This window comes from Methylobacterium sp. 001424705, from assembly GCF_059816145.1.
On the sequence record NZ_JCBANU010000001.1, the window covers coordinates 390,937 to 405,599 of the forward strand.

Sequence of the window (14,663 nt, forward strand, 5' to 3'; positions counted from 1 at the left end):
CGTGCTCGGCTACATTCTGCGCCGCATCGCGCTCATGGTCCCGACCATCTTCGGGATCATGCTCATCACCTTCGTCATCGTGCAGTTCGCCCCCGGCGGCCCGGTGGAGCGGGTGCTGGCCCAGCTCCAGGGTCAGAACGAGGGAAGCCTGTCGCGGGTGACCGGCGGGGCCGGCGACCTCGGCGGCGCCGCCCGCAGCGGCGGCGGAGGCGAGGCGAATGCCCGCTACCGCGGCGCGCAGGGGCTCGATCCGGCCTTCATCAAGAAGCTCGAGCAGCAATTCGGCTTCGACAAGCCGGCGCCCGAACGCTTCGCCAAGATGATCTGGGATTACGTCCGGTTCGATTTCGGCAACAGCTATTTCCGCGACGTATCGGTGCTGCAGCTGATCCGCGAGCGCCTGCCGGTGTCGATCTCGCTGGGCCTCTGGATGACCCTGATCTCCTACGCGATCTCGATTCCGCTGGGCATCCGCAAAGCGGTGCACGACGGTTCGCGCTTCGACCTCTGGACCTCGACCGTGGTCATCATCGGCTACGCGATCCCGAGCTTCCTGTTCGGCATCGCGCTGATCATTCTGTTCGCGGGCGGGTCCTTCGTGCAGATCTTCCCGATCCGGGGCCTGACCAGCGAGAACTTCGAATCCCTGAGCCTTTGGGGCAAGGTGGTCGACTACGCCTGGCACATGACGCTGCCCCTGGCGGCCCTGGTGCTCGGCGCCTTCGCGACCTCGACCTTGCTGACCAAGAACTCGTTCCTCGACGAAATCCGCAAGCAGTACGTGCTCACGGCCCGGATGAAGGGCCTGTCCGAGCGGCGGGTGCTGTACGGGCACGTCTTCCGCAACGCCATGCTGATCGTCATCGCGGGCTTTCCGGCGGCCTTCATCTCGGCCTTCTTCACGGGCTCGCTGCTGATCGAGACGATCTTTTCCCTCGACGGGCTCGGGCTCCTGTCCTTCACCTCGATCGTCGGGCGCGACTATCCGGTGGTGTTCGCGACCCTGTACATCTTCTCCCTGCTCGGGCTGGCGGTGAACCTGCTCTCCGACCTGATCTACACCTGGATCGACCCGCGCATCGATTTCTCGGCTCGGGCGACGTGACCACCCTCCCCCTCGTCATCCGGCACGAGCACGCGAGCGACGCCGAGGCGATCGAACGGCTGCATGCCCGCGCGTTCGGTCCGGGCCGCTTCGCCCGCACGGCCTACCGCCTGCGCGAGGGGACCGCACCGGTCGCCGAGCTCTGCTTCACCGCCCTGGTGGCGACCTACCTCGTCGGCTCGGTGCGAGTGGGTCCGGCCGAGGCGGGCGATCCGCTCCTCGTGCTCGGGCCGCTCACCGTCGATCCCAGCTTCGAGGGGCGCGGCATCGGCGCCGCCCTGATGACGGCCTGCCTCGACGCGGCGACCGCCGCCGGCCACGGCCTCGTCATCCTGATCGGCGACGCGCCCTACTACCGGCGCTTCGGCTTCGCGCCGATCCCGTCCGGGCGTCTCATTCCGCCCTCCCCCGTCGACCCGGCCCGCTTCCTCTGGCGCGAACTGCGCGCGGGCGCGGCCGCAATGGTCTCGGGGAACGTCACCGCCCTCCGCCGGCGTTGACTCCGCCGAGGGCGCCGACCCGGCGCCGGCAGGGACGGAAACGATGGACGCGACGGCAATCCGGCACGACACGATCACGGCGAACGGCGTCGCCCTCCACGTGGCGCGGCTCGGGCACGGCCGCCCGCTGGTGCTGCTGCACGGCTGGCCGGAATTCTGGCTGACCTGGGAGCCGGTGATGCGGCGCCTCGCTGGCCGCTTCGAGCTCATCGCACCGGATCTGCGCGGCTTCGGCGCCAGCGAGAAGCCGGATGCGCTGCCGTCCGCCAAGGCCGGCGCGGAGGTGCACGCCGACGATGTCGTGGCGCTGCTCGATGCCCTCGGCCTCGACCGCGTCAGCGTCGTCGGCCACGATGTCGGGGCCTACGTGGTGCAGGCCCTCGGCCGGGCGGCTCCGCAACGGCTCACGGGGCTCTTCACCTTCAATTGCCCCTATCCGGGCATCGGCCCGCGCCTCGCCGCACCCGAAATGCTCGCCGAAATCTGGTATCAATCCTACCACGTGAAGCCGTTCGCGGCAGCGCAGGTCGGGGCCTCGCGCGAGGGCTGCCGGCTCTATATCGGTCACTTCCTGCACCACTGGGCCGGCGGGAACCCGGCCGCGTTCGACGATGTGCTCGACGCCTTCACCGACAACTTCCTCGCCCCCGGCAACCTTCAGGGCGGATTCAACTGGTACGTCAGTTCACAGGCAGGCCGCTTGGCGATGATTCGTGGCGAGGCGCCCGTGCTGCCCCCGATCGGCGTGCCGACCTGCGTCCGCTGGGGTGTTTCCGACCCGCTCTTCCCCTACGCCTGGACGGATCGCCTCGGCGAGACATTCTCGGACCTCGACCTCGCGCCGATGCCCGGCGTGGGCCACTTCCCTCACCGGGAGGACCCCGACCGGGCTGCGGCCGAGATCGCGCGATTCTTCGAGCGGCCGCCGGCGTGACGCGTCACACGGCTTGGCCGCGCCGGCCCTCCACCAGCCACATCGCCAACACGGCACCGGCCAGGGCGACGAGCGCCCAGAGGCCGAGGGCGAGGGGATAGACCTCGACGCCGCGGATGTTGGCACTGTCGCTGGGGCGGAAACCGATCCAGTCGGCGCCGCCGAGACGGCCGCTGCGGACGGACTGCAGGCGTGGCACCACCGTACCTCCGGCGGCGTCCGCGATTCGGCGGATCGAGCCGCCGGTGCCTTCGGCGAGCGCCTTCAGGCGCTCGGTGTCGCTGAAGACGTCGGCGAGTTCACGCGGGTTCGGCGGACCGACGCTGACGAAGGCGACGAGGCTGCCGGACCGCAGGGTGTGGAGGCCGAGCTCGGTCGCCTCGAAGGTCGTCGAGAACAGGCCCGGCTCACCCTGGGTCAGCGTCAGGGTGCGCTGGCGACCGGTCGGACCCGTTACGGAGACGGGCTCGGCCGTGTCGGCCATGGTCTGGCGCTCCACGCGGACCTCGCGCCCGTGCCCCGTGGTCTGGGCCCGCAGGGCCTCCTCCTCCAGGGCCGGCTCCTTCATCAGCCAGTGACCGAGCCGCCGCAGCAGATCCAGATAGGGCCCGCCCTCCTGGTAACCGCGCGCCCACAGCCAGGCATGGTCCGAGGTGAGCAGGGCGACCCGGCCCTTCTCCTCGCGCGACAGGGCCAGCAGCGGCAGGGCGTTCGGACCCTGCAGGATGGGCTGGATGCCGGGCCTCACCTGCGTCGAGACGATGCGGAGCCAGTCCCCCCAGGCCGGCGGCGAGGCCTCCGAGCCCGGCAGGGCGCGGGTCACCGGATGGCGGTTGCCGATGTTCGTGAGGGCCGCCTTATACGGCTGCTCGAGCACCCGCCCGTTCGGCTCGCCGGGCAGGATCGCGGCCAGCCGCGTACGCGACAGGCTGGAGGGCGAGGCGAATTCGGGTCCGGCCGCGATCAGCAGGGCGCCGCCCTCGCGAACGTAGCGGACGATGTTGTCGAAATACGCCGAGGGCAGCACGCTCTGGTTCGCGTAGCGGTCGAAGATGATGAGGTCGAAATCCTTGATCTTCTGGACGAACAATTCGCGCGTCGGGAAGGCGATCAACGAGAGCTCGGAGATCGGCGTCCCGTCCTGCTTCTCCGGCGGGCGCAGGATGGTGAAGTGGACGAGGTCGACGTTGGCGTCGGACTTCAGGAGGTTGCGCCAGGTGCGCTCGCCCTGATGCGGCTCGCCGGACACGAGGAGCACCCGCAGCTTTTCGCGGATGCCCTCGATCGGCAGGACCGCGCGGTTGTTGATCGTGGTGAGCTCGCCGGGAAGCGGCTCGACCTCGATCTCCACGACGTTTGGGCCGCCATGCTCGATCCGCATCGTCAGGGAAAAGGGCTGGCCGGTGGGGAAGGTCCGGCGGCCGACCTCCTCGCCGTCGCGGCGGACGGTCACGGTGGCGCTGCCGGTTCCGCCCCGCTCCATCACCTCGGCCCGGATGGTGAGGTCGCGCCCGACGATGCCGAAACGCGGCGCCTCGATCAGCTTGATCTGCCGGTCGCGCTCGTCCGGATGGCCGGTGACGAGGACGTGGAGCGGCCCCTTGAGGCCCAGGGCCGCCGCCGAGGCCGGGATGTCGTGGACCACGCCGTCGGTGAGCATGACGACGCCCGCCAGGCGCTCGGCCGGCACGTCGGCCAGCGCCTGCGACAGGGCGGTGAACAGCCGGGTGCCCTCGTCGCCCTCCTTGGCGTCGGGCACGTCGATGAAGCGCGGCTCGATGTTGGTCAGGGCCCCGAAGCGACGCTGCAACTCGGCGCGGACCGCATCGGTCATCGCCGGCCGGTCGCCGAGGGCCTGCGAGCCCGAGCGATCGACCACGATGGCGGCGATGTCCTTCACCGGTTCGCGATCCTCGCGCACCAGGGACGGGTTGGCGATCGCGAGAAGCACCAGGGCCAGGGCGAGCGCCCGCAGGATCGCGGTGCGGCCCCGGGCCAGGAAGGCCAGCACCGCGAAGACCACGACGAGCACGCCGAAGGCGATCAGCACCGGCCAGGGCACCAGGGGGCTGAAGCTGAGGCTCAGCATGGGCGGATGGCCTCCGGTGAAAGGGTCATCACTGGCCCAGGCGCTCCAGCAGCGCCGGGACGTGGACCTGGTCGGCCTTGTAGTTGCCGGTGAGGGTGTAGATCACGAAATTGATGCCGCCGCGGAAGGCCATCTCGCGCTGGCGCTGGTCGCCGCCGACGATGGGGTAGAGCGGCTCGCCGCGCTTGCCCACCGCCCAGGCGGCCGCGAGATCGTTGCTCGTGATCACGATCGGCGAGACGCCGTCGCCGGCCCGCGCGGGCCGGCGCTCGGAGCCTTCGCCCGCCGGCGGCAGGGTCTCGACCCAGGTCTGGCCGGTGGCGTAGCGGCCCGGAAAGGTGTCGACGAGGTAGAAGGCCTTGGTCAGGACGTGGTCGGGCGGCACAGGCTCGAGTTCGGGGACCTCCAGGGTCGCCAGCATCTTGCGGAGATACGCTCCTTCCGGCGTCGGCGGGCCGCCCGGCCGCGCGGTGAGCGCGTCGCGGGTGTCGAAGATCACCGTGCCGCCATTGCGCATGAAGGCGTCGATGCGCCGGATCGCGGTCTCGCTCGGCTGCGGCCGCCCGGCGACGATGGGCCAGTAGATCAGCGGGTAGAAGGCGAGCTCGTCCTTGGCGGGATCGATCCCGATCGGGTCGCCGGGCTCCAGGGCGGTGCGGCTCGCCAGCATCTGCGTCAGGCCCGTAAGTCCGGCCCGGCTCGCGGTGTCCGCCGCCTCGTCTCCGGTGATCACGTAGGCGAGCCGGGTGGCCAGGGCCGAGTCGAAGGTGCCCGCGCGCACCGGCGGGGCCGGCTGGGCCTGAACCGGCACGGGCGTGCCGATCAGCGTGCCGAGCGCCAGGCCGGCGACGAGGAGCGCGGCCGGGCGCGAGACGAAGCCCCGTCCGCGCCGCAGGAAACCGCTGAGCCAGAGGCCCGCGAGGGTGTCGAGGATGAGGAGCATCAGGGCCAGGGTGAAGAGAAGGGCGCGCAGGTCGAGGGTCTCGGCACCGGCGAGCGAGCCGAGGCGGGCGCCGGAGAGGGCCGCGAAATCGAGGGGCTTCAACCGATCCGCCGCCGCGAGGGCGTTGACCGCGATGCCGCCATCGGCCGGGCCGTAGAAGCCCGGCGGGTGTTCCAGCGTCGCGCGATCGGTATCGTCGGCGGAGACCGCGGTGGCGCCGGCCGGCGGCGCCCCGAGTGCGCCGAACCCGTCGAGGGTAAGGCGCGGCGCCAGCACGGCGTTCGCCCGCGCGGCGGCATCGCCCTCCGGCAGGGCCTTGGCCCCCGCGAGATTCACCACTCGGCGCAGCATGTCGATGAACAGGCCCGACAGGGGCAGGTTCGACCAGGTGGTATCGGCGGTGACGTGGAAGAGCACGACGAGGCCCTGGCCACGCTTCTGCGCCGTGACGATGGGCGTGCCGTCCTGGAGCGAGGCCCAGGTCCGACCCGGCAGGTCGCCGTCGGGCTCGGCCAGGATCTGCCGGCGCACGCCGATATCGGCCGGCGGGGTCAGGCCGGCGAAGGGACTCTCGGGCGCGAAGGGCGCCAGGGTCTTGGGACTGTCCCACGAGAGGGTGCCGCCGAGGGTGCGGCCGCCGCGGCGCAGGCGCACCGGCACCAGGGGGTCGTTGCCGGCGGCGAGGCGCGGTCCGGCGAAGCGCAGGAGGAGGCCGCCCGCGTCGACGAACTGCTCGACACGGGCCAGGGTCGGACCGTCGAGGGCGCCGACATCGGCGAGGACGAGGACCGAGACCTGGTTGTCGAGGAGCTGCCCGATGGATTCCGCGATGCCCTTGGCACCCCGGGGCTCCTGCACGTCGGCGTAGGGACCGAGCGCGCGCGACAGGTAGTAGGTCGGCGCCAGCAGCGGCTGGGCCTGGTCACTGGTTCCGCCGAAGACGAGGCCGACGCGGCGGCGCTTGCCGCGCTCGTCCACCAGGGTGACGGCGCCGGCCGAGCGCTCGGCCGCGACCTCGATCCGGCTGATGCTGTTGCGCAGCTCCACCGGCAGGTCGAACCCGACCTCGGCCTCGGTGGCGTTCGCCCCGAAGGTGAAGGCGTGCTCGGCCAGGGGCAGGCCCTTCTGGTCGACGGCGCGCACGAGGCCGGTGTCGCGGCCGTTCGGGGCCGCCCGCAGGACATGCGCGGTGAGCTGCCCGCTGGCTTCTGCGGCCGAGAGCGCGAGCGCCGGCGGCTGATCGGCCTTCAGGATGGTGAGCGCGGCCCCGGTCCGGCCGACGAGGTCGGCGAAGCGCTTGCCGAACGTCTCCTCGCCTGGGCCCGCGACGCCGTCGCTGATCCAGAGGATCGCCGTGCTCGGGCTGCGCTCAAGGAAAGCAGTGAGCGATGCCAGGTGCGCGCCGCGATCGGCCAGATGCGGACGCGGTGCAATGGCACGCAGGCGCTCCAGGGCCGCGGACGGGACCTTGGCTTCCAGGGCCGCCGCCGGCTCGGCCAGGGCCGTCACCGCCACCGGGCGGCCGTCGCGGGCCGCGCTCTCGATCGCGTCCGTGGCCACCCGCAGGCGGTCGCGCCAATCGTGGGCGGCGGTGAAGCCGTTGTCGAGGACGACGAGGAGCGGCGTGCGCCCAGAGGCGGCGCCCGTGCCGGAGGGGTTCCAGACAGGGCCGGACACCGCCAGGATCAGGCAGGCGGCGGCGAGGATACGCAGGATCAGCAGCCAGGGCGGCGTCCGGGCCGGCGTCTCGCGCTTGCCCAGCAGGTCGGCCATGATCCGCAGGGGCGGGAAATCGATGCGGCGCGGGCGTGGCGGGGTCACCCGCAACAGGAACCAGAGGGCGGGCAGGGCGACGAGGGCGGCAAGCGCCAGGGGCGCGGCGAAGGTAAGGGGCAGTCCGAGCATGCGGCGATCCTCAGCCGGTCCCGCGCGCGGCGGCGACGAGGGTGAGGAGGCGCAGGGCCGCCTCGCTCGCCGGACGGTCGGTGCGATGGATCGTCAGGGTCCAGCCCTGGGTCCGGGCGATCTCCGCGAGGCGATCGCGATGGGCGGCGATCCGCACCCGATAAGCCTCGCCCCAGGCGCCGGCATCGCCGACATTGAGGCTGAGCTTCGACTCGAGATCGTACAAAACCGCCTGACCCGTGAACGGAAAGGTTTCCTCGACGGGATCGACGATCATCACGAGGTGACCCCGGGTGCCTCGGCCGGCAAGCCGGTCCACCGACGCCCTGACGGCATCGGGCGGCGACAGGAAATCGCTGATCAGCACGGCCTCGTCGAACCGGCCCGGCGTGGCGAGCGGCGGAGTATCGTCGTCCTGACCCTTGTCATCGGCGGCGAGGGCCTGCGCCATGGTCTCGACGATGCGGCGGGAGGCGGTGGCGCGGGTGAGGCCGAGCAGGCCGGTGCGCTCGCCACCCTCCACCAGGGCGTCGGCCAGGGCGAAGCCGAGCACCAGCGCGCGCTCCACCTTGGGAGCCTGCGCCAGGTGCGAGGCGAAGCCCATGGAGGCCGAGCGGTCGATCCAGAACCAGATGTTGTGGGTGGCCTCCCACTCGCGCTCGCGCACGTAGAGCCGGTCGTCGCGGGCCGAGCGGCGCCAGTCGATGCGCGCGGCGGCCTCGCCGGCGACGAAGGGCCGGAACTGCCAGAAGCTCTCGCCCGGCCCAGCCCGGCGGCGGCCGTGGATGCCGTGAGCCAGGGTCGAGGACACCCGGCGGGATTCGAGGATCAGCCGCGGCATGCGCTCGGCCAGGGCGAGCGCATGCTCGGTCTCGCGGCGTCCGGGATTGCGGGCGCTCCGGTCGAGGACCTGGGGGGCGCCGCCGCCGGGCCGGGGAATCGCCATGCCCTAGAGCTTGCCGGCGAGCTGGGCGATGAGGCCCGAGATCGTCTCGCCATCGGCGCGGGCCGCGAAGCTCAGTGCCATGCGGTGCTTGAGCACGGGCTCGGCCAGGGCCTTCACGTCGGCGATGGACGGGGCGACGCGGCCCTCGATCAGGGCACGGGCGCGCACCGCCAGGGTCAGGGCCTGGCTGGCGCGGGGGCCCGGCCCCCAGAGGAGCTTGCCCTTGAGAGACGGATCGCCGCCCTCGGGGCGGGCGGCGCGCACGAGGTCGAGGATGGCATCGACCACCGCATCCCCGACGGGCAGCCGGCGCACGAGGCGCTGGGCCGTCAGCAGGGACTCGGTGGACATCACCGCCACCGGCTTGTGCTCGTCGACGCCGGTGGTCTCGATCAGGATGCGGCGCTCGGCGGCGCGGTCGGGATAGCCGACGTCGATCTCCAGGAGGAAGCGGTCGAGCTGGGCCTCGGGCAGCGGATAGGTGCCCTCCTGCTCGATCGGGTTCTGGGTCGCCAGCACGTGGAACGGGCGCGGCAGGTCGTGGCGCTCGCCAGCCACCGAGACGAAGTTCTCCTGCATGGCCTGCAGCAGCGCGGACTGGGTCCGCGGGCTGGCGCGGTTGATCTCGTCCGCCATGAGGAGCTGGGTGAAGACCGGCCCCCTGACGAAGCGGAACGACCGGTGGCGATCGGCGTCCTCGTCCAGGATCTCGGTGCCGAGGATGTCGGACGGCATCAGGTCGGGCGTGAACTGCACCCGGCGGGCATCGAGGCCGAGGACGGTGCCGAGGGTCTCGACCAGCTTGGTCTTGGCGAGCCCCGGCAGGCCGACCAGCAGGCCGTGGCCGCCGGCCAGGATCGTCACCATGGCGAGGTCTACGACCTGCTCCTGGCCGAAGATGACCTTGTGGATCGCCTCGCGGGCCTGCCCCACCGAGCCGAGGCAGGCTTCCGCCGTGGCGACGATGCCGTCATCGAGGGTGGTGGCCGACTGGGAGCCCTGAATCATGCGTCTCGGTCCTGACTTCTCCGCATCGGCCGGCGAGGGCCGCCCGCGGCGGGAATGCGCCATCGAGGGGCGGGCCTGGCGTCGGCCGTCTGTCCGGGAGTGTGGCGCCCTTTGCGGCACGCTGGCAAGGTCGGCGCGACGACGCAGGGTTCGGACCTGCGCGCGCTGGCCTTCGGCGGCGCGGAGAGGACGTCGCGCCGCCGTTCCCCCGCCGTCCGGATGCGCTATCTTGTGACCGCATGACCGAACCGACCCCTCCCGTCGCCGATCCGACGATCGACCGCCTCAGCGCCGCCCTGGGCGATGTGGCGCGCCGCGGCCTGCCGCCGGTGGAGCGCTGGAATCCGCCCTTCTGCGGGGCGATCGACATGCGGATCGCCGCCGACGGGATTTGGCACCACGACGGCAGGCCGATCCGCCGTCCGGCCCTGGTCAAGCTCTTCGCCTCGATCCTGCGGCGCGAGCCCGGTGGCGGCTACGTGCTGGTCACCCCGGTGGAGAGCGTCGGCATCACGGTGGAAGATGCGCCCTTCGTAGCCGTGGAGATGGCGGTCGAGGACGACGGTCCGGGGCGGCGCATCGCCTTCCGCACCAATGTCGACGACCTCGTGCCCGTGGAAGCCGGCCATGCCCTGCGCTTCGAGCAGGATGCGGGGGGCGGCCTGCGCCCCTACGTCCATGTCCGCCGCGACCTCTGGGCGCTGCTGACCCGGGCGCTGACCTACGACCTCCTCGCCTTGGCGGAGGAGCAGGACGGCTGGCTCGGCGTCATGGCCGGCGGCATCTTCCACCGCATCGCGCCCGCCGAGAGCGCATGAGGCAGGACGCTGCGCTGGCGGACCTCGTCGCCCGGGCCTCCGCGTACCTGTCGGCGGAACCGCCGGGCGATGGCGCTCCGACGGCGAACCCGCGGGGCGACCACGACCTCGACGGAACCGATGGGGCGGTGGTGCCGGAGCGCCCCCACCGGCGCGCGGCGGTTCTCGTGCCCGTGCTGCCCCGGGCCGAGGGCCCCCATGTGCTGTTCACCGTCCGCGCCGCGCATCTGCGCGATCATTCGGGGCAGATCGCCTTCCCGGGGGGTAAGATCGACGCCGGCGATCCGAGCCCGGCCGATGCTGCCCTGCGCGAGGCTCGCGAGGAAGTCGGACTTCCCGCCGAGGCGATCCGTGTGCTCGGCTACCTGGATCCCTATCTCTCGGCCACGGGATTCCTGGTCCTGCCCGTGCTCGGTCTCGTCGACCCGGAGGCAGACCTGTCGCTGAACCCCGACGAGGTCGCCGCCACGTTCGAGGTTCCCCTGAGCCACCTCCTCGATCCGGCCCAGCGCCGCATCGAAAGCGCGATCTGGCGCGGTCGTCAGCGGCGCTACTACGCCATCACCTACGGCGCGTTCCGGATCTGGGGCGTCACCGCCGGGATCGTCAACAACTTGCAGGAGCGCCTCTTCCCGTGACGCAGCGCCCATCCCATCGCGATTCGAGACGTTCATGATCCGCCGCGTCCTCGAAGAACTCCTGATCTTCCTCTCGCCGTTCCTACTCTACGCCCTCTACCTGGCGGTCCGCGGACGCCGGCCCGACCACGGCGTGCATTGGGACGGGCAGGCCTTCCGCCTGACCCTGGCGGGCATCGTCCTCGTCGTCCTCTCCCTGGTGGCGACGGGGCTCTTCAGCGAACGGCATCGTGGCGGCTACGTACCGCCCCACCTGGAGAACGGCCAGGTCGTGCCCGGGCGGTTCCAGTGAGCGGACACGTCCTCGATGGAGCGGGCCTCGGCCACCTTCTCGACCGACCGGGGGTCCGTCGCGTGCTCGGCGCCCTGTCCGCCGAGGGCGAGGCGACCCGGCTCGTCGGCGGTTGCATCCGCGACGCTCTGCTCGGGCGCGCCGGCGACGACATCGACCTCGCCACCACGCTGCTGCCCCCGGCGGTGATCGCCCGGGCCGAGGCGGCCGGCCTGCGCGCCATTCCCACCGGGATCGAGCACGGGACCATCACGCTGCTCGCGGGCGAAGCCTCCTTCGAGGTCACGACCCTGCGGGAGGATGTCGAAACCGACGGGCGCCGCGCCGTGGTGCGGTTCGGGCGCGACTTTGCCCTCGATGCGCAGCGCCGGGACTTCACCATCAACGCGCTCTCCCTCACGCCCGACGGCACCCTCCACGACACGACCGGCGGGGTCGACGATCTGCGGGCGGGACGCGTCCGCTTCATCGGCGAGGCCCGGACCCGCATTCGCGAGGATGCCCTGCGCATCCTACGGTTCTTCCGGTTCCATGCCCGCTACGGCGCCGGACCTCCTGACCCGGAGGGCCTGTTGGCCTGCATCTCCGCCCGCGATGCATTGGATGGGCTCTCGCGCGAGCGCATCCGAGCGGAATTTCTCAAGCTGCTCCTCGCGCCGGGGACGGCCGCGGCCGTCGCGATTTTGAGTGAGACCGGACTGCTGTTGCGGCTGATCGGCGGATTCGGGGATCTCGAGCGCTTCGCTCGTGCCCTCGCGGATGGCTCGGAGACGTCCGCGATCGACCGACTGGCGGCGCTGGCGGTGTGGTCCGCTACGGATGCCGCACGGCTGGAGGCCAGGTTACGGCTCTCGAAGACCGACCTTGACGCCCTCGCGGCCTATGGGCGGGCCCTCGATGCTCTGCATGGACGGGCCATGATCGACGGCATGGAAATCCGACGCCTGGCCGCCGATCACGACCGCCGGGTCCTCTCTCTCGCGCGGACGACCACCCGGGGCGAACCGATGCCGGACCTCTCGCCGGGGGCGGAACGCTATCTCGACGATCTGGCGAGCGGACGCGTCGGGGCGCCGAAATTTCCCCTCGGGGGGGCCGATCTGGTGGCGCGGGGCGTTCGGCCCGGTCCCGAGATCGGTCGTCGACTCGCCCGGGCCCGGGCCCTGTGGCTGGATTTGGGCTGCCCGGACGATGCGTCCGCGCGCGAGGCCTTGCTCGCGCACGCGGCCGGGTAGGACCTCGTAGGCGATGGGCCTTCAGAGCTTGAGCGCGACCTTGGCATCGCGGAGTTGGACGATCTGGCCGGTGAGCTCGTCCTTCTTGGCGAAGTCTTCGGTGGCGTCGCGCAGGAGTTCGACCGCCTCGATGTCGCGGTCGAGGGACTCCGGCGAGATCTCCTCGAAGGGGTTCGCACGCTCGGCGATGACGGTGACGGAGGTCGGGCCGATGTCGGCGAAGCCGCCGCGGACCAGGACGCGCTTGCCGGTATGGCCGGCCTCGTTGATCACGATGACGCCGACCTTGAGGGCGGTGAGCACGGGAGCGTGGCCGGGGAGCACGGTCATTTCGCCCTCGATGCCGGGCAGCTGCACGGCCTCGATCTGGCCGGAATACAGCGTCCGCTCGGGACCGACGAAATCGAACTGGAAGGTGGCCATGAGGTCGAGGATCCCGGCTCGGGGTGTCTGTGCGGAGAAACGACGCGCCGGACCCGGAGGGCGCGCGCCGTCGTGTTCGTCGTCAGGCCCTGCGGCGATCGGCGACGAAGCCGATCCCGAGGCCCAGCACCGCGCCGATGACGGCGAAGATGCCGATATGCTGCATCTGGCCCGTGGTCAGGGAGCCGCCGCGGGTTCCCGCCGGCGAATCCCCCTGAACCTCGAGGCTGAACGACCCGATCTTGATCTCGGCGGCCTCGGGCCGGGTGAGATACCCGGCGAGACCGCCGACCACGAGACCGACGAGAAGGAGAACGACTTTGGCGTTCAAGACCTCAGGCCGCCGCGGCGATCTTCTTCGCCTTCTCCTTGGCGTCCTCGATCGTGCCGACCATGTAGAACGCCGCCTCCGGCAGGTCGTCGTACTCGCCGTTCACGAGACCCTTGAAGCCCTTGATCGTGTCGGCCAGCGGGACTTGGATGCCCGGCGAGCCGGTGAAGATCTCGGCCACCGAGAAGGGCTGCGAGAAGAAGCGCTCGATCTTACGGGCACGGGCGACGGTGAGCTTGTCCTCTTCCGAGAGCTCGTCCATGCCCAGGATCGCGATGATGTCCTGCAGGGCCTTGTAGCGCTGCAGGGTCTGCTGGACTTTGCGGGCGACGTCGTAGTGCTCCTCGCCGAGGACGGCGGGGTTGAGCATGCGCGAGGTGGAGTCCAGCGGATCCACGGCCGGGTAGATGCCCTTCTCGGCGATCGAGCGGGACAGCACGGTCGTGGCGTCGAGGTGGGCGAACGAGGCGGCCGGGGCCGGGTCGGTCAGATCGTCGGCGGGCACGTAGATGGCCTGCACCGAGGTGATCGAGCCCTTGGTGGTGGTGGTGATGCGCTCCTGGAGGGCGCCCATATCGGTGGCGAGCGTCGGCTGGTAGCCCACCGCCGACGGGATGCGGCCGAGGAGCGCCGACACTTCCGAGCCGGCCTGGGTGAAGCGGAAGATGTTGTCCACGAAGAACAGCACGTCCTGGCCCTGGTCGCGGAAGTCCTCGGCGATGGTGAGGCCGGTGAGGGCGACACGCGAGCGGGCGCCGGGGGACTCGTTCATCTGACCGTAGACGAGGGCGCACTTGGAGCCCTCGGCGGAGCCGTTGTGCTCCTTCGGGTCCATGTTCACCTTAGACTCGATCATCTCGTGGTAGAGATCGTTGCCCTCGCGGGTTCGCTCACCGACGCCGGCGAACACCGAGTAGCCCGAGTGCACCTTGGCGATGTTGTTGATGAGCTCCATGATCAGCACGGTCTTGCCGACGCCGGCGCCGCCGAACAGGCCGATCTTGCCGCCCTTGGCATAGGGAGCGAGGAGGTCGACGACCTTGATGCCGGTGACGAGGATCTGTGACTCGGTGGACTGCTCGGAATAGGCGGGCGCCGGCTGGTGGATGGCGCGGAGCGTGTCCGACTGGATCGGGCCGGCCTCGTCGATCGGCTCGCCGATGACGTTCATGATGCGGCCAAGGGTGTTGAAGCCGACCGGGACCTTGATGGCCTCGCCGGTGTCGGTCACTTCCTGGCCGCGGACCAGGCCTTCCGAGGTATCCATGGCGATGCAGCGCACGGTGCTCTCGCCGAGCTGCATGGCGACTTCGAGAACGAGGCGGCTGCCGTTGTTCTTGGTCTCCAGGGCGTTCAGGATCTCGGGCAGGTGGCCGTCGAAGTGAACGTCGACCACGGGGCCGATGACCTGGGTGATCTTGCCGACCTTGTTCGAGCCGGCGCCGGGGATCGCGGTGTTCGCCATGTTACGGGTCCTTTGGATATGTTGCGGTCAG

The 14,663-nt window shown here is 71.1% G+C and carries 14 protein-coding genes; 7 read left to right on the forward strand and 7 right to left on the reverse strand.

The genetic code is table 11. From position 1 onward, the window contains the following. Position 1: 1 nt before the first annotated feature. The 3 genes from AC6EUL_RS01850 to AC6EUL_RS01860 are packed head-to-tail and all read left to right on the forward strand — an operon-like array spanning position 2 to position 2,539. A complete protein-coding gene (locus AC6EUL_RS01850; RefSeq protein WP_056212538.1) occupies positions 2-1,105 on the forward strand; it encodes a microcin C ABC transporter permease YejB in 1,104 nt (367 codons plus the stop codon). Then, on the forward strand, positions 1,102-1,605 hold the full coding sequence (locus AC6EUL_RS01855; protein WP_499868502.1) for a GNAT family N-acetyltransferase: 504 nt from the start codon (positions 1,102-1,104) through the stop codon (positions 1,603-1,605). The genes AC6EUL_RS01850 and AC6EUL_RS01855 overlap by 4 nt, the downstream gene beginning before the upstream one ends. 43 nt (positions 1,606-1,648) lie before the next feature. After that, complete coding sequence (locus AC6EUL_RS01860) at positions 1,649-2,539, forward strand: alpha/beta fold hydrolase (protein WP_499868504.1); 891 nt, start codon at positions 1,649-1,651, stop codon at positions 2,537-2,539. Positions 2,540-2,543: 4 nt separating this feature from the next. On the opposite strand, the gene AC6EUL_RS01865 is transcribed toward AC6EUL_RS01860, so the two are convergent. From AC6EUL_RS01865 to AC6EUL_RS01880, 4 genes are read right to left on the reverse strand one after another with little or no spacing between them, the layout of a single operon-like run. Further along, the gene (locus AC6EUL_RS01865) at positions 2,544-4,628 is read right to left on the reverse strand and encodes a hypothetical protein (protein WP_499868506.1); all 2,085 of its coding nucleotides are present in this window, start codon (positions 4,626-4,628) and stop codon (positions 2,544-2,546) included. Between the two features lie 28 nt (positions 4,629-4,656). Then, positions 4,657-7,476: a DUF4159 domain-containing protein gene (locus AC6EUL_RS01870; protein ID WP_499868508.1), complete on the reverse strand. Its 2,820-nt coding sequence runs from the start codon at positions 7,474-7,476 to the stop codon at positions 4,657-4,659. Positions 7,477-7,486: 10 nt separating this feature from the next. Next, positions 7,487-8,422 carry a DUF58 domain-containing protein gene (locus AC6EUL_RS01875; protein ID WP_499868509.1) on the reverse strand — a complete coding sequence of 312 codons (936 nt, stop codon included), beginning with the start codon at positions 8,420-8,422 and terminating at the stop codon, positions 7,487-7,489. 3 nt (positions 8,423-8,425) lie between these two features. Continuing rightward, a complete protein-coding gene (locus AC6EUL_RS01880; RefSeq protein ID WP_499868510.1) occupies positions 8,426-9,430 on the reverse strand; it encodes an AAA family ATPase in 1,005 nt (334 codons plus the stop codon). Between the two features lie 239 nt (positions 9,431-9,669). Here AC6EUL_RS01880 and AC6EUL_RS01885 point away from each other — a divergent pair, with 239 nt between their 5' ends. From AC6EUL_RS01885 to AC6EUL_RS01900, 4 genes are read left to right on the forward strand one after another with little or no spacing between them, the layout of a single operon-like run. Next, the gene (locus tag AC6EUL_RS01885) at positions 9,670-10,248 is read left to right on the forward strand and encodes a DUF1285 domain-containing protein (protein WP_499868512.1); all 579 of its coding nucleotides are present in this window, start codon (positions 9,670-9,672) and stop codon (positions 10,246-10,248) included. Further along, positions 10,245-10,886 (forward strand): CoA pyrophosphatase, encoded by a 642-nt coding sequence (locus AC6EUL_RS01890; RefSeq protein ID WP_499868514.1) that lies wholly within the window; start codon positions 10,245-10,247, stop codon positions 10,884-10,886. The genes AC6EUL_RS01885 and AC6EUL_RS01890 overlap by 4 nt, the downstream gene beginning before the upstream one ends. Positions 10,887-10,920: 34 nt before the next feature. Beyond that, on the forward strand, positions 10,921-11,178 hold the full coding sequence (locus AC6EUL_RS01895; protein WP_056212558.1) for a DUF6111 family protein: 258 nt from the start codon (positions 10,921-10,923) through the stop codon (positions 11,176-11,178). After that, positions 11,175-12,413 (forward strand): CCA tRNA nucleotidyltransferase, encoded by a 1,239-nt coding sequence (locus AC6EUL_RS01900; protein ID WP_499868515.1) that lies wholly within the window; start codon positions 11,175-11,177, stop codon positions 12,411-12,413. Before AC6EUL_RS01895 ends, AC6EUL_RS01900 begins: the two co-directional genes overlap by 4 nt. Before the next feature lie 21 nt (positions 12,414-12,434). Here the strand turns inward: AC6EUL_RS01900 and atpC are convergent, their stop codons facing one another. The 3 genes from atpC to atpD all read right to left on the reverse strand — a co-directional run bounded on the left by atpC (position 12,435) and on the right by atpD (position 14,632). Continuing rightward, the gene (gene atpC / locus AC6EUL_RS01905) at positions 12,435-12,836 is read right to left on the reverse strand and encodes an ATP synthase F1 subunit epsilon (protein WP_056212562.1); all 402 of its coding nucleotides are present in this window, start codon (positions 12,834-12,836) and stop codon (positions 12,435-12,437) included. Between the two features lie 82 nt (positions 12,837-12,918). Continuing rightward, on the reverse strand, positions 12,919-13,167 hold the full coding sequence (locus AC6EUL_RS01910) for a hypothetical protein (protein WP_108039879.1): 249 nt from the start codon (positions 13,165-13,167) through the stop codon (positions 12,919-12,921). 4 nt (positions 13,168-13,171) lie between these two features. After that, complete coding sequence (gene atpD, locus AC6EUL_RS01915; RefSeq protein ID WP_056212566.1) at positions 13,172-14,632, reverse strand: F0F1 ATP synthase subunit beta; 1,461 nt, start codon at positions 14,630-14,632, stop codon at positions 13,172-13,174. Positions 14,633-14,663: the final 31 nt, after the last annotated feature.